25 protein-coding genes are annotated in these 22,760 nt (G+C 51.2%); 5 read left to right on the forward strand and 20 right to left on the reverse strand.

The features are described from left to right. Positions 1-27: 27 nt before the first annotated feature. Positions 28-597, forward strand: coding sequence for a TetR/AcrR family transcriptional regulator (locus KNP92_RS07195; protein WP_214838991.1), 570 nt, complete (start codon positions 28-30; stop codon positions 595-597). A gap of 67 nt (positions 598-664) precedes the next feature. On the opposite strand, the gene KNP92_RS07200 is transcribed toward KNP92_RS07195, so the two are convergent. The 5 genes from KNP92_RS07200 to KNP92_RS07220 all read right to left on the reverse strand — a co-directional run bounded on the left by KNP92_RS07200 (position 665) and on the right by KNP92_RS07220 (position 4,519). Further along, positions 665-1,021: a hypothetical protein gene (locus KNP92_RS07200; protein WP_214838992.1), complete on the reverse strand. Its 357-nt coding sequence runs from the start codon at positions 1,019-1,021 to the stop codon at positions 665-667. 18 nt (positions 1,022-1,039) lie between these two features. Further along, positions 1,040-2,158 carry an NAD(P)/FAD-dependent oxidoreductase gene (locus KNP92_RS07205; RefSeq protein ID WP_214838993.1) on the reverse strand — a complete coding sequence of 373 codons (1,119 nt, stop codon included), beginning with the start codon at positions 2,156-2,158 and terminating at the stop codon, positions 1,040-1,042. 54 nt (positions 2,159-2,212) lie between these two features. Continuing rightward, positions 2,213-2,944 carry a Bax inhibitor-1/YccA family protein gene (locus KNP92_RS07210; RefSeq protein WP_260564024.1) on the reverse strand — a complete coding sequence of 244 codons (732 nt, stop codon included), beginning with the start codon at positions 2,942-2,944 and terminating at the stop codon, positions 2,213-2,215. Positions 2,945-2,966: 22 nt separating this feature from the next. Then, positions 2,967-3,491, reverse strand: coding sequence for a type 1 glutamine amidotransferase domain-containing protein (locus KNP92_RS07215; protein WP_214838997.1), 525 nt, complete (start codon positions 3,489-3,491; stop codon positions 2,967-2,969). Positions 3,492-3,580: 89 nt separating this feature from the next. Next, a complete protein-coding gene (locus KNP92_RS07220) occupies positions 3,581-4,519 on the reverse strand; it encodes an NAD(P)-dependent alcohol dehydrogenase (RefSeq protein WP_214839000.1) in 939 nt (312 codons plus the stop codon). Between the two features lie 201 nt (positions 4,520-4,720). On the opposite strand from KNP92_RS07220, the gene KNP92_RS07225 reads away from it, so the two are divergent. Both KNP92_RS07225 and KNP92_RS07230 read left to right on the forward strand, forming a co-directional pair. Continuing rightward, on the forward strand, positions 4,721-5,515 hold the full coding sequence (locus tag KNP92_RS07225; RefSeq protein ID WP_246514186.1) for a thymidylate synthase: 795 nt from the start codon (positions 4,721-4,723) through the stop codon (positions 5,513-5,515). Then, the gene (locus KNP92_RS07230) at positions 5,512-5,994 is read left to right on the forward strand and encodes a dihydrofolate reductase (RefSeq protein ID WP_214839002.1); all 483 of its coding nucleotides are present in this window, start codon (positions 5,512-5,514) and stop codon (positions 5,992-5,994) included. Before KNP92_RS07225 ends, KNP92_RS07230 begins: the two co-directional genes overlap by 4 nt. Positions 5,995-6,008: 14 nt before the next feature. On the opposite strand, the gene KNP92_RS07235 is transcribed toward KNP92_RS07230, so the two are convergent. The 6 genes from KNP92_RS07235 to KNP92_RS07260 all read right to left on the reverse strand — a co-directional run bounded on the left by KNP92_RS07235 (position 6,009) and on the right by KNP92_RS07260 (position 12,456). Further along, entirely contained in the window at positions 6,009-7,490 is a 1,482-nt protein-coding gene (locus tag KNP92_RS07235; protein WP_214839004.1) for a GGDEF domain-containing protein, read from the reverse strand. A gap of 169 nt (positions 7,491-7,659) precedes the next feature. Continuing rightward, positions 7,660-9,060, reverse strand: coding sequence for a class II fumarate hydratase (gene fumC, locus KNP92_RS07240; protein WP_214839006.1), 1,401 nt, complete (start codon positions 9,058-9,060; stop codon positions 7,660-7,662). Positions 9,061-9,180: 120 nt separating this feature from the next. Then, complete coding sequence (locus KNP92_RS07245) at positions 9,181-9,567, reverse strand: reverse transcriptase-like protein (protein ID WP_214839008.1); 387 nt, start codon at positions 9,565-9,567, stop codon at positions 9,181-9,183. After that, positions 9,548-10,321: a 5'-3' exonuclease gene (locus KNP92_RS07250; RefSeq protein ID WP_251136524.1), complete on the reverse strand. Its 774-nt coding sequence runs from the start codon at positions 10,319-10,321 to the stop codon at positions 9,548-9,550. The genes KNP92_RS07245 and KNP92_RS07250 overlap by 20 nt, the downstream gene beginning before the upstream one ends. A gap of 5 nt (positions 10,322-10,326) precedes the next feature. Beyond that, complete coding sequence (locus tag KNP92_RS07255) at positions 10,327-11,262, reverse strand: CobW family GTP-binding protein (RefSeq protein WP_214839014.1); 936 nt, start codon at positions 11,260-11,262, stop codon at positions 10,327-10,329. A gap of 15 nt (positions 11,263-11,277) precedes the next feature. After that, complete coding sequence (locus tag KNP92_RS07260; protein ID WP_214839016.1) at positions 11,278-12,456, reverse strand: DNA-binding protein; 1,179 nt, start codon at positions 12,454-12,456, stop codon at positions 11,278-11,280. Positions 12,457-12,610: 154 nt separating this feature from the next. Here KNP92_RS07260 and KNP92_RS07265 point away from each other — a divergent pair, with 154 nt between their 5' ends. Next, positions 12,611-13,123, forward strand: coding sequence for a hypothetical protein (locus KNP92_RS07265; protein WP_214839018.1), 513 nt, complete (start codon positions 12,611-12,613; stop codon positions 13,121-13,123). A 37-nt stretch (positions 13,124-13,160) separates the two neighbouring features. On the opposite strand, the gene hfq is transcribed toward KNP92_RS07265, so the two are convergent. The 7 genes from hfq to KNP92_RS07300 all read right to left on the reverse strand — a co-directional run bounded on the left by hfq (position 13,161) and on the right by KNP92_RS07300 (position 20,056). Continuing rightward, entirely contained in the window at positions 13,161-13,409 is a 249-nt protein-coding gene (gene hfq / locus KNP92_RS07270) for an RNA chaperone Hfq (protein ID WP_012726185.1), read from the reverse strand. A 12-nt stretch (positions 13,410-13,421) separates the two neighbouring features. Then, positions 13,422-14,372: a tRNA (adenosine(37)-N6)-dimethylallyltransferase MiaA gene (gene miaA, locus KNP92_RS07275; RefSeq protein ID WP_214839020.1), complete on the reverse strand. Its 951-nt coding sequence runs from the start codon at positions 14,370-14,372 to the stop codon at positions 13,422-13,424. A 233-nt stretch (positions 14,373-14,605) separates the two neighbouring features. Next, complete coding sequence (locus KNP92_RS07280; protein ID WP_376778108.1) at positions 14,606-15,202, reverse strand: AmiS/UreI family transporter; 597 nt, start codon at positions 15,200-15,202, stop codon at positions 14,606-14,608. A 103-nt stretch (positions 15,203-15,305) separates the two neighbouring features. Further along, positions 15,306-16,169 (reverse strand): PPK2 family polyphosphate kinase, encoded by an 864-nt coding sequence (locus KNP92_RS07285; RefSeq protein ID WP_214839024.1) that lies wholly within the window; start codon positions 16,167-16,169, stop codon positions 15,306-15,308. A 268-nt stretch (positions 16,170-16,437) separates the two neighbouring features. Next, the gene (locus KNP92_RS07290) at positions 16,438-17,967 is read right to left on the reverse strand and encodes a M4 family metallopeptidase (protein WP_214839026.1); all 1,530 of its coding nucleotides are present in this window, start codon (positions 17,965-17,967) and stop codon (positions 16,438-16,440) included. A 177-nt stretch (positions 17,968-18,144) separates the two neighbouring features. Continuing rightward, positions 18,145-19,143 carry an ABC transporter permease gene (locus KNP92_RS07295; protein ID WP_214839028.1) on the reverse strand — a complete coding sequence of 333 codons (999 nt, stop codon included), beginning with the start codon at positions 19,141-19,143 and terminating at the stop codon, positions 18,145-18,147. Next, a complete protein-coding gene (locus KNP92_RS07300; RefSeq protein WP_214839029.1) occupies positions 19,136-20,056 on the reverse strand; it encodes an ABC transporter ATP-binding protein in 921 nt (306 codons plus the stop codon). Before KNP92_RS07300 ends, KNP92_RS07295 begins: the two co-directional genes overlap by 8 nt. Positions 20,057-20,174: 118 nt before the next feature. Here KNP92_RS07300 and KNP92_RS07305 point away from each other — a divergent pair, with 118 nt between their 5' ends. Continuing rightward, a complete protein-coding gene (locus KNP92_RS07305; protein ID WP_214839030.1) occupies positions 20,175-20,924 on the forward strand; it encodes a GDSL-type esterase/lipase family protein in 750 nt (249 codons plus the stop codon). A gap of 20 nt (positions 20,925-20,944) precedes the next feature. Here KNP92_RS07305 and KNP92_RS07310 read toward each other — a convergent pair whose 3' ends face one another. Next, positions 20,945-21,622, reverse strand: coding sequence for a GNAT family N-acetyltransferase (locus tag KNP92_RS07310; RefSeq protein WP_214839031.1), 678 nt, complete (start codon positions 21,620-21,622; stop codon positions 20,945-20,947). After that, a complete protein-coding gene (locus KNP92_RS07315; protein WP_214839032.1) occupies positions 21,622-22,734 on the reverse strand; it encodes a mandelate racemase/muconate lactonizing enzyme family protein in 1,113 nt (370 codons plus the stop codon). Before KNP92_RS07315 ends, KNP92_RS07310 begins: the two co-directional genes overlap by 1 nt. Between the last annotated feature and the right edge of the window lie 26 nt (positions 22,735-22,760).

The raw sequence follows: 22,760 nt of genomic DNA on the forward strand, positions 1-22,760 counted from the left end.
ACAAAACGAATGGACAGGAGGTAGACCATGGATGGTTTCATAAAACGGACGGAGGAGAAGCGAGAAGCCATTCTTTTAGCCGCCCATACGTTGATGCGGCAAAAGCAGTCTCGCTTCACTATAAGTGAACTCGCCCGTGCCGCATCGGTGTCTCCCGTCTCCATCTACAATTATTTCGGATCGAAAGAACAGGTGATCTTACTTGTGCTCACTCGCTTGACCGAGAGCGAGATGGGCTGGATTGAACGACAAATCGAACGCCACGTCCCTTTCGACGTATTACTAATCGATATATTGAAGCGTAAGATTGACACGGCTATCCTATTTGACGACACCGTGTTGGCGACCGTCACGTCGGACCCATCCTGGCATGAACTTGCCGCGCGTGGCTATGCCGCGTTTCGTCAGCTTATCGAATATGGGAAGACGAGTGGTGCCATTGAAGCGACCGTCTCGACCGATGCTTACCTTCGTTATGTACAACTGATGCAGCAGGCAATCTTGTCCGACCCGGCGCTCTCGACAGCACACATGACCGAGACGATGAACGAGTATTATCATTTTTTCCTACACGGTATTATGAAAAAGAACGATTAAAAAAGTCGTCTTGCCTACTTATGCGCATAAGAAAGGCAAGGCGACTTCATCTATTCGTTACGGCTTTTTAAGAACCATCATCTTGAAGTTCAGGTGCGATGTATGAATCAACATCTTTTTCGTCTCCACACATAATAATGAGTTCAGAACTTTCAGGCGTCAAAAACACTCCCATACTTTGACACACCAAACCTTCCTCCATAGGTTCAATATGCATGTGACGTCCGATTTCAAAACGATGGGCCATGCGAATCAACTCTGTGCCGAGTCCAATCATGGCATTTCGACTTAATGAAATCATCACTCTTGGATGTTTATGTGGACTTTCTTCCTCTTGATCTAGTACTTCCACTGTCCCGACGTTATCCGCCAGCTCATAGTAGTCATCATCTTCATCATTTTTTAAGTCGATTTCGTATCGCATTCCTTTCACTTCCTTCGATTAGCTATTTTCCTTCATAAAGATTGACTCAGAAATTGAGTAAAGCGACATGTCGAGCTCGCAGTCCCCTGTCAGGACAAGGTCAGCGAGCACTTTGCCGATGAACGGACCGACCGTCAGTCCCGAAGAGCCGAGTCCGTTCGCGACGACCAACTGTTCCGCTCCTGGGATGCGACCGAGCACCGGAATCGAATTCGGTGTGACGGGGCGCAACCCGACGCGTGTCTCGACGAGTTCTGCTTCAGCGAGTCCTGGGGCCGATTCGAGTCCTTTTGTGAGCACTTCGTGGACTCCGACTGCTGTCGGTCGGACATCAAAACCTTTCTCTTTCTCGTGCGTCGAGCCGATGACGACTTTACCGTCTTCGAATCCGAGCAAGTAACGTCGGCGTGGTGGCATCGCGACCGGCCATTCTGATGTGTCCGTATCCGACAGCCTCACATGGACGATTTGCGCTTTCTCCGGCTTGACGGTTGTCGTATATCCGATCGGTTCGAGCAATTCCTTCAGCCATGCCCCACAGGCGAGAATGATTTCATCCGCTTCGTAACGAACCCCCTCGCATAAGACATGATAGCCGTCGTCTTCGACGAGTTGCGCCGAACCGTGGACGACGTTTACGCCACGCTTGATGGCGACGCGTTCAAGCGCAGATCGGATTCGCTCCCCGTCCACACGCGCCCCACCTTCGACGAGAAGCGCTTCGTAGTCTTCAGATAGTGGGGGAAAGAGGGAACGTGCCTCTTCAACCGACAATCGTGTCATTTCACCGATTTCCGGTGCGTCTTCACGACGGACTTTCGTCCGTTCAAGCATTTCGTTCAGCTTTTTATCTTCATGCAAGGCGAGCGTCCCGACTCGTTTATAGCCGGTGTCCGTCTCACCTGCCTTTATCAACGCATCGACCACTTCCGCGTAGTAGCGTGCCCCGCCTTTTGCTAGGGCGTACCATGCTTTGTTCCGCCGTTGCGCAATCCACGGACAGACGATTCCCGCTGCCGCATCGGTCGCCCGACCGGCGTCTTGTCGATCGATGACCGTCACGTCCGCCTTCCCGGCCAAATGATACGCCGCCGAGATGCCGACGATCCCAGAACCGATAATGAGTATTTTCTTCATCATGAACCTTTCCTTTCTTCCTGAAAAAAATCACCGGCCGGATGGCCGATGATTTTAGTCCCGATTTGCGAGTCGATACAACAAGTCGAGCAATTCGATATAGAGCCAGATGAGCGTCACAATCAACCCAAACGCCGCGACCCACTCGAGCGTCTTCGGTGCCCGCGCTTCTACTTGACGCGCGATAAAATCGAAGTCAAGGACGAGGGCGAGCGAGGCGATGATGACAATCACGAACTGGACGCCAATCGCGAGTGGCGAAGAGCCGGTCATAAATGGAAGTCCTGTCCCGAAGAAGCTCATCCCGATTTGAACGAGATAGAGGAGCATGACTGTAAAGATGGCAGCCATGATGCCGGCACGGAACTTTTGTGTCACTTTGACGAGCCCCGTCGAATAGACGAACCACATCGCGAATGCGACGACGAACGTCGTCATGACGGCGCGACCGACGATTCCTGGCACCATTGCTTCGAAGAAGTACGAGACCGTCCCAACGAACACCCCTTGAATGATACCGTAGAGCGGTGCGACGACCGGCGCCGTGTTTGGTTTAAACGTGATGACGAGCGCCAGAACCAAACCGAGTACGGCCGATCCGATCATGAGTGGGAAGAGCAATCCTTCCCCGACTGACGGGACGACCGTCCAGGTGACGCCTGCCGAAGCGGTGACAAGCAGTAGTAGTGTGAATACTTTTGACCAAGTACCGGCTTTTGTCATCGGTGCGGTCGAGTAAGCAGTGGATTCCATTGATTTGCGAAGAATTGGATTAGATTTAAGCAACGTTCATAAGCTCCTTTGTTTGTTAGCGCTGTGCCATGACATCGACGAAAGCGCGCATGTAATCTGGAAGATCGGGTGGCCGACGACTTGAGACGATATGACCGTCCACGACGACTGGCTCATCATGCCAAATCGCACCGGCGTTCTCCATGTCGTCTTTAATACCTGGTGTGCTTGTCACATTGACGCCTTCTAAAATATTCGCTGAGATCAAGACCCATCCTGCGTGACAAATTTGACCGATTGGACGTTTTTCCTCATGCATGTAGCGGACGAACTCCTTCACCGAGTCAAACCGGCGCAATAAGTCTGGCGACCAGCCTCCTGGCACGAGAATCGCATCAAATGATGTGATATCGACGTCTTCGAACGCCACGTCCGATTTGGCCGGGACACCATATTTACCTGTATACACATGTGCCCCTTTCTCACCAGCGAGGATGACGTTTGCGCCTTCTTCACGTAAGCGATGGACCGGATACCACAACTCCAAGTCTTCGAAGTCGTCACTGAGAATCTGCAAGACGTTCTTACCTTGTAATTTCATCGAATCCCTCCCTTTCATTTCCTTCACAAGTATACCCTAAAAGCTACGCCGGGAAAACAAAACGATTGATTAGATTGACACCAAACCGGTCATTGGGATACGTTCAATTCGGCTGGCTGTACCACGCTCACGATGACATTTCCTGCCTTCCCGCCCGCATCGACGTAACGATGGGCCGCGACAATCTCCTCAATCGGATAGATCGAGTCGATGACCGCTTTTATGTGTCCTTCGTCGAACAGCTCGTTCAAGAAACTCAGGTCCTCTTTTCGTTCGCTCGAGACACCTTGACCGGCGACGGAACGAAACTTCCCACCCTCTTTGACATGCTTCCGGGCCATTCGCTTATCGATTTTTCCGGCCGCATCGAACACGGCATCATACGTGATCAACTCGTTGTCGTATCCTTCCGTTTTATAATCGACCAAAACGTCTGCGCCTAATTGTTTCACGAGTTCGAAGTTTCGCGTTTGACAAACTGCCGTCACGTGAGTCCCGAAGTGTTTGGCGATTTGGACGGCCATCGAACCGACTGCCCCGGAAGCCCCATAAATCAATACGGACTTCGTCTGTTCGATGTTCACTTTCCGTAAAAAGTGGAGGGCGGTCGTTCCACCGAACGGCAGGCTCGCCGCTTCCTCATAGCTTGCATGTCGTGGCATGTGTTCCACACATTTATGCACTTTGATACACGCATATTCCGCATAGCCGCCAAATCGCATCCTGGTCAACGCATAGACGCGGTCCCCTACGTTGAACGCGTCAACACGTGCTCCTGTCTCGACGACCTCTCCTGCCAAGACGACACCTAAAATCGGTTGACGCGGTGCTTTGAGTCCGACGACAAGCCGCATCGGAAGTTTGCCGGTTGCCGGGACGTCGAGCGCCCGGAGCCGACGGTCACCTGAATGAACGGCTGTCGCATGGACTCGAATCAATAGTTCATCGGCTTTCGGAACAGGCTCGTCCACTTCGTGAAGCTCTAGCACATCTGGGGGGCCGTACGCGGTACAGATGACTGCTTTCATCCTATCCCTCCTCATGAATCTGAGTCAGCGAAATCGTCTTTTCCTTTAGTCTTCTTTTTCCGATATTCGCTACATGAAACATTCGGAGAGAAACCGATATTTAGAACGATTTGCCCGTAAACATCCATCGTTTTCCCAATATATTGTGTTATAATGAGTGCGACTTTTTGAATATCTAGAATGAGAAAGGGGATTTCCCACATGAAGCAATACCATGATTTATGCGCCCATATCCTCGAACACGGGGTCGTCAAAGAGGACCGGACCGGTACCGGGACGACGAGCGTCTTCGGTTATCAAATGCGATTCAACCTTCAGGACGGGTTCCCCCTGATCACGACGAAAAAATTACATACCCGTTCCATCATCCACGAACTCCTTTGGTTCATCTCAGGGGAGACGAACGTCAAATATTTGCAAGACAACGGAGTCCGCATCTGGAACGAATGGGCAGATGAGGACGGCAACCTTGGTCCTGTCTACGGTGCCCAGTGGCGCTCCTTCCCGAAACCGGACGGCACGAGTGTCGACCAGCTCGCTCAGGTGATTGAACAGATTAAGACGAATCCAGACTCCCGCCGTCTCATCGTCTCGGCTTGGAACCCCGGTCAACTTGAAGACATGGCGCTACCGCCATGCCACCTGTTGTTCCAATTTTATGTTGCGGACGGCAAGCTATCGTGCCAGCTCTATCAGCGGAGCGCCGACACGTTCCTCGGTGTCCCGTTCAATATCGCGTCCTACGCCCTACTCACACATATGGTCGCGCATGTGACTGGCCTTGAAGTCGGGGACTTCGTCCATACGCTCGGCGACGCCCATATTTATCATAACCATCTCGAGCAAGTGAACTTGCAATTGACTCGTGAGCCACGACCGCTTCCACAACTAAAAATTGTCCGGGACGTCACTTCCATCGAGGACTTTCGGTTCGAGGACTTCGAAATCGTCGATTACGATCCGCACCCGCACATTAAAGGAGCCGTCAGCGTATGATCATACATGTCGTCGCCTATGGCTTAAATCGTGAAATCGGAAAAGATAACGACTTGCTCTGGAAGCTTCCGGATGACTTGAAGCAGTTCAAAGTGATCACGACGGGCGAGACGATCGTGATGGGCCGCAAGACTTACGAGTCAATCGGGCAGGCCCTCCCAAACCGGCGAAACATCGTCGTCACGTCCGACACATCGTTTAAGGCCGACAATATCGAAGTTTGGCATAATCTCGAGCGGCTAAAAGACGAAGCGAAAGAGCATAATTTTTTTGTCATCGGTGGCGCCACGTTGTATGAGCAGACGATGCCGTGGACCGATCGCTTTTTCGTCACGGTGGTCGATGAAACGTTTGAGGCCGATACGTTCTATCCGACGCTACCGGACGTCGTCGTCACATCGGAACAGTTTCATCCGAGCGATGACCGTCACGACTACAGTTTCACCTTTTATCAATACGACAGAAAAGACATCGATTGAATTCGATGTCTTTTTTAGTCTGGCAATTTTTCAAGCCATTGTTCAATTTTCTCAGTGATGGCAGCCTCACTATCAGCCTCAGATACGTCGTCATATAGACCAAGCTTGGCTGCCGTCCGTGAAGTCACAGCTAAGATGTGACTATACTTGCCGCGTTGTTCTTTCACGGCCGAAAATGTTCGTACGTCACTCGATTCGGGTTCATCGAGTACAAACATCTCGACGTGTTCGTTGCATACATAAGCTTCATACGGTCGGTAGATGACTTCATATCGACGATGCTGCTTCGGTAGCTGATCCGCCAAGCGGGCGTATTTTCTCGGACTCATCGTGACGTAGGCAAGCCGCTTCTCTTCCCGAACGGCTGTCGAATAACGAATGATGCGATTGCGTCCGTCCCGCTTCGCCTTATAGAGTGCCTCGTCGGCGTAAGCGCACCACTCGCCAAGTGTCAGACCGGTCTCACAGACACGCGTGTATCCAATCGAGACGGTGACATGATGTTCATAGGCGAACGTCATCTGCTCAATGCGTGTCCGTACACGCTCGAGCACGGTGTCGACGACTTGTCGGTCCGAGACGTTCAAGATGACGAGAAACTCCTCACCCCCGTAACGAATCAATTCATCACTTGAACGGATGGCGAGCCGAATCTCTTCAGCGACCCGATGGAGCACCTCGTCGCCATAGGCATGACCGAACGTATCGTTCAATTGTTTAAAATGATCGATATCTAGTAGTGCAATCGTAAAACTCTCGCCTGAACGCTCGAGCCGAGACATGAATCGACTGAACGTCGGCTTTAAATATTTTCGATTGAACGCCCCGGTCAACTCATCGACGAGTAGCGCTTTTGAGACGAGACGCGCTTTTTCGATATGATGCCCGAGTCGGACGAGACGCTCTTCCATCGGAATCCATGACTCCCAATAGTCATCGAAGCCATACGAATAGGCGGCGAGCCGATAATGCTCGTTCGTTCCGATGACGATGAGCGGGACGTATAATTTTTTCATCTTGCTAACGAACGACTGGATGTCACGCTCACGAAAGTTCGACCATAGCTCGACATCCATCATAATCGCTTTCGGGACATCCTCGTAGTCATACTCGACTGCCTCAGCTAACGTTTGTAAAAACACGGGCCGCGCTCCAAGTTTCTCGACACGCGGTTTATATCGGCTAAACGTCGAAAAACTGGTAGACAAGATGAGGACGAGGTCTTCCTCTTCTTGTTCGATTCCAAGAATCGTGTGTATGTATCGTTTCACCGGAGCGATTAGCGCTGTCGCCTCCGATTGTGTGAGGACAGCGGGCAAATCACGTGCATCCGCCTCAACCCGGCTGAAAATTTCAAGTAAATGCATGAACCGACGCGTCTTCACTTCGGTTTTCATCCAATCCAGTAAATAATCAATCTCTTGTTTTGGCAGTTGTCGCGCTTCTGTCAATTTGAACAAGATCTCGTGTATACGATCTGTAGGTTGATGCAACATTCCCGACCCCCCAGTTTCGTTCTCCCGAATTTCGCTTCTTCTTTCGATTATGAGACTTCATCCACGAAAATACAACTATTTCCTCATTTTATTCCTATTGTTTGACAAAAGGATAGTACTTACGTACTAAATATCGCAATAAAAAAGCGACCTTGCGGCCGCCTCTGTGTTATTTTTCAACCTTTAAGTTTGGAGACGTCATCTCTTCCGGACGAATCCATTTGTCAAATTGTTCCTCGTCAAGGAGACCCGTCTTTAACGCCGCTTCTTTGAGCGATACGCCTTCTTTGTGAGCAAGTTTCGCGATTTTCGCCGCATTTTCGTATCCGATGTGCGGGTTAAGCGCTGTGACGAGCATGAGTGAGCGCTCGACGTTATGGGCAATCACGTCAAAGTCCGGCTCGATGCCGACCGCGCAATGCGTGTCGAACGAATGGAGACTATCCGTCAATAAGCGACACGTCTGTAAGAAGTTGTACATAATGACGGGCTTAAAGACGTTTAACTCGAAGTTCCCTTGGCTTGCCCCGAATCCGATTGTCGCATCGTTTCCGAGCACTTGTGCAGCGACCATCGTGAGCGCTTCACTCTGTGTCGGGTTGACTTTTCCAGGCATGATCGAGCTACCCGGCTCGTTCTCAGGGATTGTGATTTCCCCGATGCCGGCACGTGGTCCTGAGGCGAGCCAACGAACGTCGTTTGCGATTTTCATTGCGTCCATAGCGAGTGCCTTCAACGCGCCGTGGGTGAAGACGAGTTGGTCATGGCTAGTAAGCGCATGGAACTTGTTCACCGCGGTAACGAACTGTTTGCCCGTCTCTTGTGAGATTTTCGCTGCGACGACTTCCCCGAAGCGTGGATGGGCGTTGATGCCTGTACCGACAGCCGTCCCGCCTAGGGCAAGTTCCGTCAACGGTTCGATCGTCCGCTCAATCATCTGTTTCGACAATTCGAGCATTCGGACCCAACCACTGATTTCTTGTCCGAGTGTGACCGGTGTCGCATCTTGAAGATGGGTCCGTCCAATCTTGACGATGTCCATGAACTCGTCAGCCTTACGGGCAAGCGTATCGTGCAGCGCCTCAATCGCTGGGAGGACGTGATCTTCGACCGCTAATATGGCCGCGATATGCATCGCCGTCGGATACGTGTCGTTTGAACTTTGCGATTTGTTGACATCATCGTTTGGGTGAATCTTAAGTGATTGACCGCGCGCCTTTAACAAGTCATTCGCCAAATGAGCAATGACTTCGTTGACGTTCATGTTTGACTGCGTCCCTGAACCGGTCTGCCAGACGACAAGCGGGAACTCGGCATCATGTTTCCCCGCGATGATGTCATCGGCGACTTCACTAATGACGTCAGCTTTAGCTTGTTCGAGTACGCCAAGTTCTGCGTTCGCAAGAGCCGCTCCCTTTTTCAAAATGGCGAAGGCGTAAACGACCTCAAGTGGCATCTTTTCCGTTCCAATCTTAAAGTTCTCTAGACTGCGTTGCGTCTGCGCGCCCCATTTTGCCGAAGCTGGAACATTGATTTCCCCCATCGTGTCCCGTTCAATCCGATAATCCATGAAAATTCCCCCTCTTTTTTTGACTACGCTTCCATTCTAGCGAAACTTATATGAAAAAGAAACGGGCGTCTCGGTAAATGGAAAAAAAGTCGGGCAACGTGGCCCGACTTCATGTTGGAATCACTCGGTCAACGCTTGTTTGGCGACCGAATCTGCTCGATTTTCACTGCGTGGCACCCATTTCAGGAAAGTGACCGGTAAATCATCATAGGCGATGAGCGCCTCGAGAAAGAGCGGCCGGGCCGATGTGTCTTTTAAGAACCGTTGTTCGAGGGCCCGCACAATCGTTTCGGCATCCGAATAAATCATGAACGACGTCTCTCCTTCAAGAAGATGAGCCAGCTCGAGCGCAAAGACGAGCGCGGCAAGCTCAGCGTGCACGCTCGTCAATCCTGACACGCGCTTTCGATGCGTCGACACTGTACCGTCGGAACGACGAATCCAAACCCCGAGCCCGTTCAAACCGGTTTGTTGGTTCGTTGCGGCGTCAAAATAGATGTGAACCAAAGCGATAAGCCTCCCAGCTCGTCTCGATTGGGGCATGGACGTCAATTAGTGACAGTTGTTTTGACAGTTTCGCCACGTCTTCTTGCCCATCGAGCTTCTTCGAGAACTTCCGGTGCGCCTCGAGCAATTGATCATGCTTCAACCGGTCAAACAGCACTTCGACCGTATCGTACGATTGAACGAGAATCGTCGCCGTCTTCGGTCCAATGCCACGGACGCCCGGAATATTGTCCGATGCGTCTCCTTGGAGCGCCTTTACATCGACAAACTGAAGCGGTTTGATGCCGTAAAGCGACTCAAACACTTCACCGTTCATGAGCACTTCTTCCCCTTTTTTCGGGACGATTTGAAAGACCGAGTCCGATAACAGTTGGTGCAGGTCGCGGTCCGACGAATAGAGGTACGACTCGCCTGGGAAGTGTGTCGCCACCGCGCCCATCAAGTCGTCGGCCTCATAACCAGCGAGCTCTGATTGGAAGATGCCGCGTTCCGTCAATGCCGCCCGCAATTTGACGTAGTCGTCGAATAACGGTTCCGGCAGCCCGGTCCGTGTTGCCTTATATTCAGGGAAAATGGCGAATCGATGTGTCGATTCACGCGGCCCGTCCCAAAAGAAAGCGATATGAGAGAAGTCATTCGTCCACCCATCGACTTTTCGGAGCAAGCCTTTCACGGTCACATCAGGGTCGAGTGCCCGACGACGCTCTGTCGCGAAATAGTAGCGCGACAACAAGTTGAACCCATCCACTAACATCAGTTTCACGTCTCATCCACCTCACATGCCTGTAATCCGCGAGCGAGTGCGTCACGGTCAAGTTCTTTTCCAATCCAAACAAACACCGAACGGGCGTCATCGCTCGGCTCGTTCGCGAACGTCGCACCCATCAACTGGTTCGTCGCCTGGACGACGAATTTAGACCGTTCCCCGTCAAGTCGGACGATCGCCTTTAAACGATACAGCTGGTCCTCATAATGCATGAGTACCTCTCGAACGTAGCGCGTTACACGTTCCCTTGAGAGCGGTACGTCTGTCGTCAACGTGACGGCACGAAGCGTGGCGACCGACCCGTGACCTTCTGTCAACGTCGACAGCTGTCTCTCGTCGACACGCGATAACTGAAACGTGTTTTCGAGCAAATCGTAGTCCCCTTCCGTCTGTACCGTCTCGACGACGCGAACGGTTGGGTTGATTGTTCGAATCCGCTCATGCGCCTCCCTGAGCGCGGTCTCGTCCACGAGATCCGTCTTATTCAAAAGAATCACGTCGGCATAAGCGATTTGATGAATTCCTTCTATAAACAGGTCACGATTCATTTGGCTCGCATCGACGACCGTTAATATCGCGGTCAACTTGAAATGAGTTCGTAAGTAGTCATCATAATAAATTGTCTGGATGATGGGGGCTGGATCGGCAACACCTGTCGTCTCGATGACGATCCGGTCGAACGTCTTGTCTTTAGCCGCAAGTTGATAAAACGTCTTACTTAAATCGTTTTGAATCGAGCAACAAATACAGCCGTTTGACAATTCAATTTGTTCTTGGTCCATCTGGACGATCAATTGCTCATCCAAATTGACGGAACCGAGCTCGTTGACGATGAGCAAGATGCGCTCGTTCGTCGCCGCGAGCAGCCGGTTCATATAAGTCGTCTTGCCGGCACCTAAAAAACCGGTCACAAGTTGCACGGGAATCATTACAAAAACCTCACTTTATAGATTATCATGGATGCGCGCCCACTTTTCATAGCGAGCGTCGAGCAAATCGATGAAATGGAGCAACCATCCTTCCGCCGTTACCGGAAGAACGCTCGATCCCCATTCCCGTTTTCCATGATGAGATAAAATCATATGCCAAATGCGATGATGGACGTCTAGCGGCAACGTGACGCCGGATTGACGTTGGCTCTTCTCGAACAAGAGCCCTCCATACGGCATATGACCGATCAGACTGCCCATCGGATTGATGGAGATCCCTGTCGTCTCGCTCGTGCCCGTGACGGCAAACAAATTCTCGAAGCGACGCGGCGAAGACAGGAGATGGCTATATTCGTACAATTTACCGATATCGTGGAACAAAATCCCGAGGGCAAGCTCATCCCACCGGAGCGGTTCTTTCAACTCGGCCATCGCCTCGCATGCCGCATAAAGCGACTCAAACGTCCCTTTGAACGCCTGCTCGACTTTCACACCGTTCATCGTATTCCATACATCTACTTTGTGCAACTGCTCGGCCTCTTTGATGACACGAAACGCCATCGCCAAATAGTCGTCTTGCTCGTAGATTCGATAGCCAAGCCGAAGCATGCACGTCGTGTGCTTCAATAAGCCACCTGCATAGTTATGGTGATGATACAAGGCGGCCGGTGCCAATACGAAATCATCCCATACGTCCTCAAGCAGGGCGTACGCGATCGTTTGGGCATCTGGTGAGAGCGTCGCGAGAATCGCGAACAGTTCCGTTGCGAATGCTTCTAGCTTCTCGTCGTTCGGCAATCCAGGCAAAAGCGAGACGGCCTCGTCACGAGAGATGGCTTGCACTTTGTCGATTGTGATCGACTTCGCCCCGTCCGGTTTCGGATAGACGTCGATTTTTCCTGATACGGCGACGACTCCTGACTCATAGATCGGCAAGAGCTGATCTTCATTCCCACGTAGCCAATGCTTCGCACGAATCAAGCCGCTCGCTGTCGTCAAATTTAACTGAAGCCACTTCGCGCCTGACTTACTCTCTTTCACCTCGACCGTACTGACAAGTGCTTTCGTGTCCACCGGGGTCCCGTCTGTCAAATCGGACAGGCGTACGTCCGAGGGCTCGATGACCGGGATTCGATACACCTTACGGTCAAACTCGTTCCCCGTCACCGGTTCGATTTGTTGATAATAGTTCATAACAGCCCCTCCTTCACATCTGTGCCCATTGTACCGTTTTTCATCCGGCTAGGCGAACATACTTTCGTTATAGGTCGAAAAATATAGTGGAATTCATTGAAAGCGCTTACGAGTATTGATACGATAGAGATAGTTCTAAAAAGGGGGAATCGAGATGATTTCATTAGTAGAAACGTATGAACGGCTCATCGCGACGGGGGAAGCGACACGTTATGCGAGCGAACATCCAACGATTGAACAAATTGTGGCGGCAGCTAACTGTCCGGTGCCTGAAGCCGAGCTCGAGCAAATCGTCTCTGGCCATGCCGGAAATCCATATACGCACGATTCGGTGTTCGAATCGATCATCACACACGAATTGAAAGGGGCGATGGCGACACTGCTCGTCCTTGGTTACCCGATACAGACACCGCTCGCAAAAGCGCTCGTCTTGTCCGCATTCGCCCGGACGAACCGGATGAACATCGATAAACTAAAAGAATTGAGCCATGCTGACCTGCTCGTTCGAATCCAGTCGGCTGAGCGGTCATGGAAGCGCACATTTGCCCACTTGTATCGGTCGAAGCCGTCACAACTATGCGACCAACTCGACTCGATCCTTGGCGGTTGCGCCATCCACCGCGTCCTCGAAGCCATCGGTGACGACAAAAACGTAAAAAGTGCATAAAGAAAGAGCGGTCCCCGGGCCGCTCTTTCTTTATAGCTTATCCTTCTGTCACTTCCACCGCATCCGGTTCGTAAAGTGTGACGTTACGTGCCGGTGAAAATGTAGAAATCGCATGCTTATAAATCAACTGTTGGCGTCCTTCCGACTCAACGATCACCGTGAAGTTGTCAAACGACTTGATGACTCCCCGAATTTGAAACCCGCTTACTAAAAACACGGTCGTCGGTACCATCTCTTTGCGCAACTGATTCAAAAAATGGTCTTGGATGTTATAGCTTGCCTTCATGTTGCATTCCCCCTAGTCTATGTCTCTTTCAAATAATCGGAATTTTCGAAAAAACCCCTCAACTTCATCATAAATATTTTTATACGATAGTTCAAATGATTTTCTTCCCATATCTACCCAAATTCCATCAAATTGATGTCGGAACCACGTCAATTGCCGCTTTGCGAATTGTCTTGTATGTTGTTTTAGCGTCTCTCGCATCCGTTCTTCCGTGACGCGGCCTTCGATGTATGGGACAACTTCCTTATAACCAATGGCACGCATCGCCTGGGTGTCCCCATAACCAGATTCGAGTAGCCGCTCCACTTCCTCGACAAGTCCTGAGGCGAGCATGACGTCCACCCGTTTGTTGATCCGCTCGTACAGCACGTCACGATCGGCGTGCAAGACGAATAGCTTATACGCGTAATGTTCAGACGGAGTGCTGTTCATCGCTTGAGCATCGCCTTGCATCGCGACTTCGAGCGCGCGAATGACACGACGGACGTTGTTCGGATGGATTTGTTCGGCGCGTCTCGGGTCGAGTTCCCGTAAGCGGTCGTGAAGCGTATCGGGGCCAAGACGGCTCGCCTCGTCTTCGAGCGACGCTCGCAGCGTCTCATTCACGGGCCGTTCGACAAACTCGTAATCATATAAAATCGATCGGATGTATAGCCCGGTACCACCGACTATAATCGGCAGTTTACCACGGGCATAGATGTCATCGATCGCGTGACGTGCCAGTTGTTGAAACTTGGCGACACTCATCGGTTCATCAGGGTCACAAAGATCGATCAAGTGGTGTGGAATGCCTTCCGCCTCCTCGACCGTCACTTTTGCCGACCCAATATCCATGCCGCGATACACTTGTACCGAGTCGCCAGATACGATTTCTCCGTTGAACGCTTTCGCCAATTCGATTCCAGTCTTCGTTTTACCGACCGCCGTTGGACCGACAATCACGATGACAGGTGTTTTTTCCATCTCGTTCACTCCTCAAACGAAAGACCGCTCCTAGAAGGAAACGGTCAGTCAAATTCTTCGTTTAATTGTATCATCAAATACGACGGCAAACAGCATCCAACCACATAATAGCAAACCGACTAACAAAATTAAGCCATCACTCATTCGTGTCCGCCTCCTTTGTTTCCCCATTCCCGATTTTCACATTTTAGACACAATTGAATACGCAAAAAAAAGGCCCCCATAGGAGCCCCTTACGATGTCACTTCGACGAGCCGATGTCGCCAAATCGTAAACCCGAAATACATAATCGCCGTCCCGCTTGCAGCCCACCAGATGATCGTGTAAAGCGGTGTCACTAGTCCGGACATTCCGACCATTGCCGGTACGATTAAAGTCAGCCAACTTAAAACGAGCGCGACGCGAGACGTTACCGCATCGACTGGTCGCCCGAGCCCCATACCGAGGAAGAACAGCGCCCAAAGGAACGCCCAAAACGTCCACATCGCGCCGTCCACAAAGTCGGCCCGCCCGAAGCCGATGCCTGCATAAAACAGTGCTGCGACCGCGACGAAGAGTGAGAACCAGCCGACACCGCGACCGTCCAAGTCAAACAAGAACGTAACGCCGACGTATAGATACGTAAACGCGAACAAGTAAATTCCGGCATATCCGAACACTTCAGCCGGTGACGCTTGAACGACGAGCCATGTCGCGATGAACGCTTGCAAGAAGCCCGTGAACAAGCTGAACACACCGGCACTCTTCACGTCGACTTTCCCAAATAAGACGAGGCTATTTAAAAACAACGCCACGCCACCAAATAACAAACTAATATTCCCCACGTGCATTACTCCTTTGTACAGATGTCAGACGTCTTTCGTTATCTCCACTGTACTGTGAATTCGCTTTCAATGCAAGATGGGAAATCCGTGTTCACGAGAACGCCTTGTTTTACTCGTTCTCGAGTGTCTGTATCGCCTCATCGATTTTGTCTTGTTCGGCTTCTGTGAACGTCGGAAAGGCTGGGTCGATTCGTTCTAACACGTCAATCATGACGGATGAGACGATATAACGCGCATACCATTCGTCATCGGCCGGAAGGACGTACCACGGAGCTTGTTCGGTCGCCGTCTTTGATAGCATGTCGGCAAAGATGGCCTGATAGTCGTCCCAATGTTGTCGCTCCTCGACATCACTAAACGAAAACTCCCAATTCTTTTTTGGATCTTTCAATCGCTCAAGCAAGCGGTCGCGTTGAACTTCTTTTGAGACGTTGAAGAAAAACTTGATGATTTCAAACCCGTTCTCATGCAAGTAGCGCTCAAAATCATTGATTTGACGATAACGCATCGACCAAACCGCCTCTTTATCCGTCTCTTCCGGAATCACTTCTTCCCCGAGCAAATCGTGTACTCGGGGGGCAATGACTTCCTCGTAATGGGAGCGATTGAGGATACCGACCTGCCCGCGTTCTGGCATCAAGTCGTGCATGCGCCACAAATAGTCATGTTTCTTTTCTTTTTCGGACGGCTTCTGGAAGGCGTTCGTCTTCAACCCTTGGGCGTTCAAGTTCGAAAAGATGTAGCTGATTGCTTCGTCTTTCCCTCCCGCATCGAGCGCCTGTAAGACGACAATGACCCCTGTCTTTGCCTCGGCATATAGTTTCCAATGCAATTCCTTCAAGCGTTCAATGCTTTCAGGGATGAGCGTCTGTTGTAATTCCTCGTCAGTTGGTCGGTCATCGATTGATGTGTCAAAATCGTTTAATTTCCGCTTTTGTTTCTCATCGATTTTGAATCGGTCGAAATCTGGCATGTTGATCCACCTCACTTTTTTCTCGTAGCAACTTCCTTTACCCAGAAACAGGTGACGTGTGATCATTTATTCGTTGATGAACGCGCAATCGTTTATCAATTTTTGGCTCGTTTCATCTGAAACGAGCCATCGATACGATCTAAAAAATCAAAACATGCACTGGCAATGATGTATTCACCCTGTTCTTCCTATTCCAAGCATTTCACAATTAAGGGTAATCACACAAAAAAGCTGTAGACAAATTGAGATTTGTCTACAGCTTCCTTCATTAGTTGATGCCGACCGCGTCGAAAGATTTTGCCGCCGCGATTGCTTCCGGGCTCGTCGCACCGTACAAGTCTTTCGCTGACTGCACGACCGCCTGACGGAGGCTCGAGAAGTTCGAGGACGGTGTCAAGTAAACCGTGAGCGCACGGTAGTAAATATCACCCATCTTCATGACGCCCACGCCTTGGACCGAGACGCCATAGTGCGTGCCACCGTTACCAAGCAAGTAGGCTGCCTTGTTGACGATTCCTGAGTTGATATGGACACCGCCGTTGTCTTGCGTCCCTGTGTAACGTTTCGAATAGTGATCTGGGTCCCCGTAAGCGGCAGGGTTCGCCATTGAGCGGAGTCCGTCACCGGCAACGCCTGGCGTATAGATGTCTTCCCCAATCAACCAGTCAAAGTTCGAGCCGACACTGTACTCGGCGACCGTCCCGAAAATATCTGAAATGGCTTCGTTGATGGCCCCAGACTCGTTTTGATAGATCAGTCCTGCCGTGTACTCCGTGACGGCGTGAGACAATTCGTGCGCGACGACATCAAGCGCCCCTGAAAGGTACGTGAACGTTTGCCCGTCCCCGTCCCCGTATACCATCTTGCTACCATCCCAGAACGCGTTGTTGTAACTACGGCTGTAATGGACCGTTGAGTTGAGCGCGGCGCCGTTGTTGTCGTAACTGTTCCGTCCGTATGTGTTCTTGAAGAAGTCATACGTCTTCGTCGCGTTGACGTGCGCGCTGACAGCGGCCCGGTCGTACGTCGTGTTCAAGACGTTATCGACGTCGGCCCAAAGAGAACCTGGAAGCGTAGTGCGGTTTTTCGCGTCGTACGTGTAAATGCCTTTGCCACGAGTCGAATCCTGAAGATAGTAATACGACCCACTCTTCGTCGTCTTAAACGTTTGACTCTGTCCGAGAACATCGATGCCTGTTCCCGTATATGTCGTGCCCGTCACGCCGTTTACCGGCTTTGCATGCGCCAATTGGTTGAACTTGTTGACGACTTCTCCACTCGCTGCGTCGATGAAGTACGTCCAACGTGACGGCTCGTCTGCCTCAAGGATCGTTCCCGTTACTTCATACACGTAGACGGCTGAGTCGCCTTGTGGATACACGACAAGTTCCGCTTTCGGTTCAAGCTCATAGGCGCCTTGATGACCGACGAGCTCTTTATAGCGGTTGACTGCTTTTTGTTCGTTCAATTTGATTGACTTATGTAACCCTTTGACTGCTTTCGTATCATCGACGACCGTCTTCAACTGCCCCGCTTCATCGACGACACCGACGACGATGCCACCGAATACCGGTACTCCGTCAACGGTCTGTTGCAACTTGACGACTTGACCGACCTTGTCTTGTTTTGATTCGAGCGTTTTGAATTGTCCTTTCGCCTTCGCATATTCTTTAACGATAGTTGTCGGAGTTTCGTTTGACGGTTTCGTCAACGTCCCTGACTTAAGTTCGCTCGCACCGACGAGTTGTGGTACGAGTAAAACGCCTGCGATGATGGATGTCGATAATACTTTTTTCATTTGTGTGTCCCTCCTTATGTGGTGATTCAAACTTTACATAGTTTCACACAATTATGATATCCAACTATTTAATTATTTTGATAATTTAAAATATTAAGTAAATATGACTATTTATAAATGTCCACAGCGCCTTTCTCACTGTATAAAAAAACGTCACCCGTAACGGGCGACGTCGAATCAATACACATCTTTTTGCGTGAAATGGTAAAACGCGTAAGCGAGTGCCGCCAATGACCAGAGCGTGATCACGACGAGCGAGAACGGTAACGTCATCCCATCGATCGGGGGTGCTTGCCCTTCGAGATAGGTATGAAGACCGAAGTTGACGTTGACGAGATACTTCGAACTGTCCCAGTTCGACCCGAGTGACGTCAAAAGCGGACCTGAAATGAGCACGGCCATCATGATGCCGATCCCGGTCGCCGTATTTTTGACGATGACCGATACCATGAGTGCAATCGTCCCGACCGCCGCGACAACGAACCAGGAGAGCCCGACAGACATGAGCAAATATTGCCACATCGGCAGCGTATGCACGAAATCGGTCGAGAACGTACCGGTCGGGGAGGCTTGGAACCCGGTTAAGATCGGCGCGGTCCACCCGTCCCAGCCGAGTACAATACCGGATATCGCATAACTGACGAGTGCCGTGATAAAGATGAGGAGCGACGTATAAAGAAGCGTCGTCATCCATTTCGCGAGAAGGATCTTAAAACGCCGGACCGGTCGAGATAAGAGCGTCTTGATCGTCCCATCATTATGCTCACCGCTGACGATATCTGCCATCAAGACGATAATGAAGAGCGGCAAGACGAGCGTCGTCCCTTGGGAGAAGAAGACGCGCATGAACGTTGGTGCCCCTGGATAACTCGGATTGATGTCGTTATCTAAGTAATATTGGTTCTGTTGCACCCGAAACTCAAGGATTTGCCGGAACTCGTCTTGCACATTCGCCGAGGCGAGCCTGTTTTGCGTATCGATAATCTCTTGCTGCAAATCGACGCGCCAGTCAATCGTCCCCTGCTCTTCCCGCTGCTTCTCGATTTGACGATAATTCGCATACGTGAACATCGACACGAGCACGACGAGAATCGTCGAGACGACAAGCAAGCGTCGTTTGCGATGAATTTTCAGGACTTCGTTCCGGATCAATCCGATGATTGAAGGATTAGACAATGTGGTCACCCCCGGTTAACGAGATAAACAACTCTTCGAGCGTTTGGACGCGTCGTTCTAACCCAGCGACCGCGACGTTCCGCTCGAGTAAATATCGGTTCAATTGGGCGGTGTCCTCCAAGTTCATCGAGACACGGATTGTTCGCTCGTCGATTACGTCCGCCTGGGTCACTGACTTAAAGCCGCGCACAATCGGAAGCGCCTCAAAGCTGTCCGGCACGTGAACGTCAACGGTCGAGGCGAGCTCGTTAATCAAGTCCCCGACCGTTCCGACCTTCACGATTTTCCCGCGAGACATGATGGCGACACGGTCAGCGAGCAGTTCAATTTCCGCTAAAATATGACTTGAGACGAGCACGCTTAAGCCCGTTTCTTCGACGAGTCGGCGGATGAAGAGACGCAAGTCTCGAATCCCCATTGGATCGAGTCCATTCGTCGGCTCGTCCAAAATCAGGACGCGCGGATTATTGAGGAGCGCCTGGGCAATCCCAAGACGCTGTCGCATCCCCAGTGAGTATGTCTTCACTTTATCATCGATCCGTGCCGTCAAATCAACGAGATCAATCACTTCCTGGATTCTCGCCTCGGTCACGTCCGGCAACATACGAGCGAACACTTCTAAGTTCTCACGGCCGCTTAAAAACTTGTACAATTCCGGATTTTCGACAATTGCTCCGATTTGGTTCATCGCTTGGACGAATTCTCGCTCAACGTTGTAGCCGCAAATCGAGACGGTCCCTTGCGTCGGTTTGATTAAACCAACTATCATTCGAATCGTCGTCGTCTTGCCTGCCCCGTTCGGACCTAAGAAGCCGAACACTTCGCCAGGAAACACGTCGAACGACATATTGTCGATAATCGTCTTTTTCCCAATCACTTTAGTCAGTTGATCAATCTTCAATGTTGGTTGCATCGTCTCACCTCTTTATCATTCTAGCGGAGACGACACCCGTCTGTCCTATTCGAACATTCACATAGGGCAGGTTGAACTTTTTTTGTTATGATGAGGACAACGAAAGCGAGGTCATCAGATGAAAAATCGAAAGTGGTATGCGTTTTTAATCGGCACGATCTTCCTGACGGGAACGGCGCTTTACGGGCTGTGGATCGGCTATCAAGATATCGTCCATCCGCCGGAACGGACGCTTTCTATTGACGAGGATGCCCGTCCTGCACCGGAAGGCGAAGTGTTCGTCGCCCTCGGCGACTCGCTCACACGCGGTGTCGGCTCGACATCGGGCGCCGGATACGTGCAACCGGTCAGCCGGGCATTACAAGAAGACGGAATCCGGTCACAGAACCTAGCCGTCTCGGGAGCTCGTACCGAGGACCTCCTCGCTCAACTCGAGCAGCCCGAAGTTCGACGGACAATCGAAAATGCCCGATACATCACGTTGACGATCGGAGGAAACGATCTGTTCAACCGTGGCGAGAACGTCGATAACTTCAACTCGGTCGACATCAACCAAGTCGTGACAGATGCGAAGACGAACTTAGATACGATTTTTACCGAAATCCGCAGCTTGAACGATTCCGCTCAAATTATTTACATTGCGCTCTATAACCCGTTCCAAGACAACGAGAACGGGGAGGCGTTCAATCAACTCATCCTCGATTGGAACGCCTCGGCCGCACAATTCGCCAATGCGCAACGAATCGACGTCATCGATCCGTTCGCCTACGTCTCTGACGTATCAAGGGATCTTGCGACCGATCAATTCCATCCGAGCGACCGGACGTATGAGAAGTTCGCCGATGATGTGCTCTTCCTACTCGACTAAAACAAGCCTGATCATAACGATCAGGCTTGTTTTTCATAGTCGACGTACCATGTTTCATCTTGTTGACGGATACCTGTCCCGAACCACCCATCTAATAAGAGACGTACTTGTCGCGCTGTATCAGCCATCTCGACGGACGTGACGAATCCGTCACCTTGCCAATCGGTGTGTAGCTCTTTCATAAAGATGTAACGCCATTTGCCCCCGTATTTCGGCTTCAATGCGCCGATGCGTAGTCCGAGGGCGAACTTATCTTTTAAACTCGGGATATTGAACGGAGCGACCGTCGCACAGACGAGGTCGAATCGGACGTCTTGACTGAACGCCTCCATCAAGAGGCGGCCGAGATGCTGTTGCAGGCGATATCCCCGAAACGACGGATGGACGTTCGTCACTTCCTGATAGATGATGCGCTCGAGTGACTGTTCCGGATATCCGATGTCCCTCCCGAGATGTTCTTCATCGATTGGTGGGATGAGGAGCGCACGAAATGCGATCAATTCCTCATCCCGGAATGCACCGATGATGGTTCGGTCTTCCAATAGTGTTTGAAATTCGTCAGTCGTGAGCGCTTGATAGTGAGTCGCCTCGGCCAACTCAGCTATGACCGCTCGTTGGACAGATTCGATGGCCGGCAAGTCTTGCTCCGTTAAATGGCGAACGTGTAACGTAAGACCGCTCCACACCCCTGTCCACATCAGCCCGTCACCTCGTATCGCGCTGTCGTCAACTGTTCGAGGATCGCTTCATCGACTTCGATCCCGAGACCCGGTTGGTCGTTTAATCGGATGAACGGTAAATCGTAATGCAAGTTCCCGACATCTTGTGCGAAGCGGAGCGGGCCGGTCAATTCGACGGAACGTACGATTTTACTTGAAAAGGCGACATGGAAGCCGGCACTCGAGGCGATGGATGATTCGACCATCGACCCGATTTGACATTCGATTCCAGACATTTCTGCAATGTGGGCAAGTTTTTTCGCCGGATAGATGCCACCGCACTTCATCAGTTTAATGTTCACTTTATGTGCCGCCTGCATGAGCGTCAACCGCCGCATCTCCGGCATGCCGCGCACGCCTTCATCGATCATGATCGGGACGACGCTTTTCGCTTTCACTTCGACCATCCCCTCGAAGTCATCGGCTCGAACCGGCTGTTCAATCCAGTCAAGTGCATATGGGACGAGCTGTTGCATTGCCTGTAACGTCTTCCCGGCATTTTCCCAGCCTTGGTTCACGTCGACGCGAATCGGGACATTCGGTCCGACCGCTTGACGAACAGCGGCGACACGCGCGACGTCAGAAGCGACGTCGACTCCGACTTTCATCTTGATGGAGGTGTAACCGGCGGCAAGCTGTTGTGTTGCCTCCTCGGCCATCGCGACAGGGTCTCCGATACTGAGGACATGCGTCACCGGGAAGGCGTCATGATAGCGCCCCCCAATCAGTTCGTATACCGGCAATCCAAACTTCTTGCCGACAAGGTCGTAACACGCGATATCGAGCGCTGCCTTGGCGGCCGGGACGTCCCGGATGGATCGGTCCATTACATCATGAATTCGTTCCATATGCATCGGATTCTCCCCGATTAACTGTGGCCCGAGCAACCGATGAATGATCGTGATCGTGCTCTCGAGCGACTCGCCCGTGACGTGCTCATCGGCCACCGCCTCCCCGTATCCGACGTGACCACAGGCACTCGTCATTTTGACAATGACGGACGGCATATCATCGTAGCGATGATAGCTAACGACGAACGGGACTTTCAATGGAAATCGGACAGCATATACTTCAATCTTTTCAATTCTCATAGTCAAGCTCCTTTACTTCTATCGTC

The sequence above is a fragment of the Exiguobacterium sp. s122 genome (assembly GCF_018618475.1).
In the GTDB taxonomy this organism is placed as follows: Bacteria; Bacillota; Bacilli; order Exiguobacteriales; family Exiguobacteriaceae; genus Exiguobacterium; species Exiguobacterium himgiriensis.

Bases quoted from the DNA above. Each gene is read 5' to 3' on its own strand.
- KNP92_RS07220 (WP_214839000.1), bottom strand. From the start codon at position 4,519: ATGAAAGCAGTCATCTGTACCGCGTACGGCCCCCCAGATGTGCTAGAG.
- KNP92_RS07300 (WP_214839029.1), bottom strand. From the start codon at position 20,056: ATGCAACCAACATTGAAGATTGATCAACTGACTAAAGTGATTGGGAAA.
- fumC (WP_214839006.1), bottom strand. From the start codon at position 9,060: ATGGATTATCGGATTGAACGGGACACGATGGGGGAAATCAATGTTCCA.
- KNP92_RS07310 (WP_214839031.1), bottom strand. From the start codon at position 21,622: ATGTGGACAGGGGTGTGGAGCGGTCTTACGTTACACGTTCGCCATTTA.
- KNP92_RS07230 (WP_214839002.1), top strand. From the start codon at position 5,512: ATGATCATACATGTCGTCGCCTATGGCTTAAATCGTGAAATCGGAAAA.
- KNP92_RS07195 (WP_214838991.1), top strand. From the start codon at position 28: ATGGATGGTTTCATAAAACGGACGGAGGAGAAGCGAGAAGCCATTCTT.
- KNP92_RS07205 (WP_214838993.1), bottom strand. From the start codon at position 2,158: ATGAAGAAAATACTCATTATCGGTTCTGGGATCGTCGGCATCTCGGCG.
- KNP92_RS07305 (WP_214839030.1), top strand. From the start codon at position 20,175: ATGAAAAATCGAAAGTGGTATGCGTTTTTAATCGGCACGATCTTCCTG.
- KNP92_RS07200 (WP_214838992.1), bottom strand. From the start codon at position 1,021: ATGCGATACGAAATCGACTTAAAAAATGATGAAGATGATGACTACTAT.
- KNP92_RS07280 (WP_376778108.1), bottom strand. From the start codon at position 15,202: ATGCACGTGGGGAATATTAGTTTGTTATTTGGTGGCGTGGCGTTGTTT.
- KNP92_RS07290 (WP_214839026.1), bottom strand. From the start codon at position 17,967: ATGAAAAAAGTATTATCGACATCCATCATCGCAGGCGTTTTACTCGTA.
- KNP92_RS07285 (WP_214839024.1), bottom strand. From the start codon at position 16,169: ATGCCAGATTTCGACCGATTCAAAATCGATGAGAAACAAAAGCGGAAA.
- KNP92_RS07260 (WP_214839016.1), bottom strand. From the start codon at position 12,456: ATGAACTATTATCAACAAATCGAACCGGTGACGGGGAACGAGTTTGAC.
- KNP92_RS07250 (WP_251136524.1), bottom strand. From the start codon at position 10,321: ATGTTAGTGGATGGGTTCAACTTGTTGTCGCGCTACTATTTCGCGACA.
- KNP92_RS07255 (WP_214839014.1), bottom strand. From the start codon at position 11,262: ATGATTCCCGTGCAACTTGTGACCGGTTTTTTAGGTGCCGGCAAGACG.
- KNP92_RS07265 (WP_214839018.1), top strand. From the start codon at position 12,611: ATGATTTCATTAGTAGAAACGTATGAACGGCTCATCGCGACGGGGGAA.
- KNP92_RS07215 (WP_214838997.1), bottom strand. From the start codon at position 3,491: ATGAAATTACAAGGTAAGAACGTCTTGCAGATTCTCAGTGACGACTTC.
- KNP92_RS07235 (WP_214839004.1), bottom strand. From the start codon at position 7,490: ATGTTGCATCAACCTACAGATCGTATACACGAGATCTTGTTCAAATTG.
- KNP92_RS07225 (WP_246514186.1), top strand. From the start codon at position 4,721: ATGAAGCAATACCATGATTTATGCGCCCATATCCTCGAACACGGGGTC.
- hfq (WP_012726185.1), bottom strand. From the start codon at position 13,409: ATGAAGGCAAGCTATAACATCCAAGACCATTTTTTGAATCAGTTGCGC.
- KNP92_RS07315 (WP_214839032.1), bottom strand. From the start codon at position 22,734: ATGAGAATTGAAAAGATTGAAGTATATGCTGTCCGATTTCCATTGAAA.
- miaA (WP_214839020.1), bottom strand. From the start codon at position 14,372: ATGGAAAAAACACCTGTCATCGTGATTGTCGGTCCAACGGCGGTCGGT.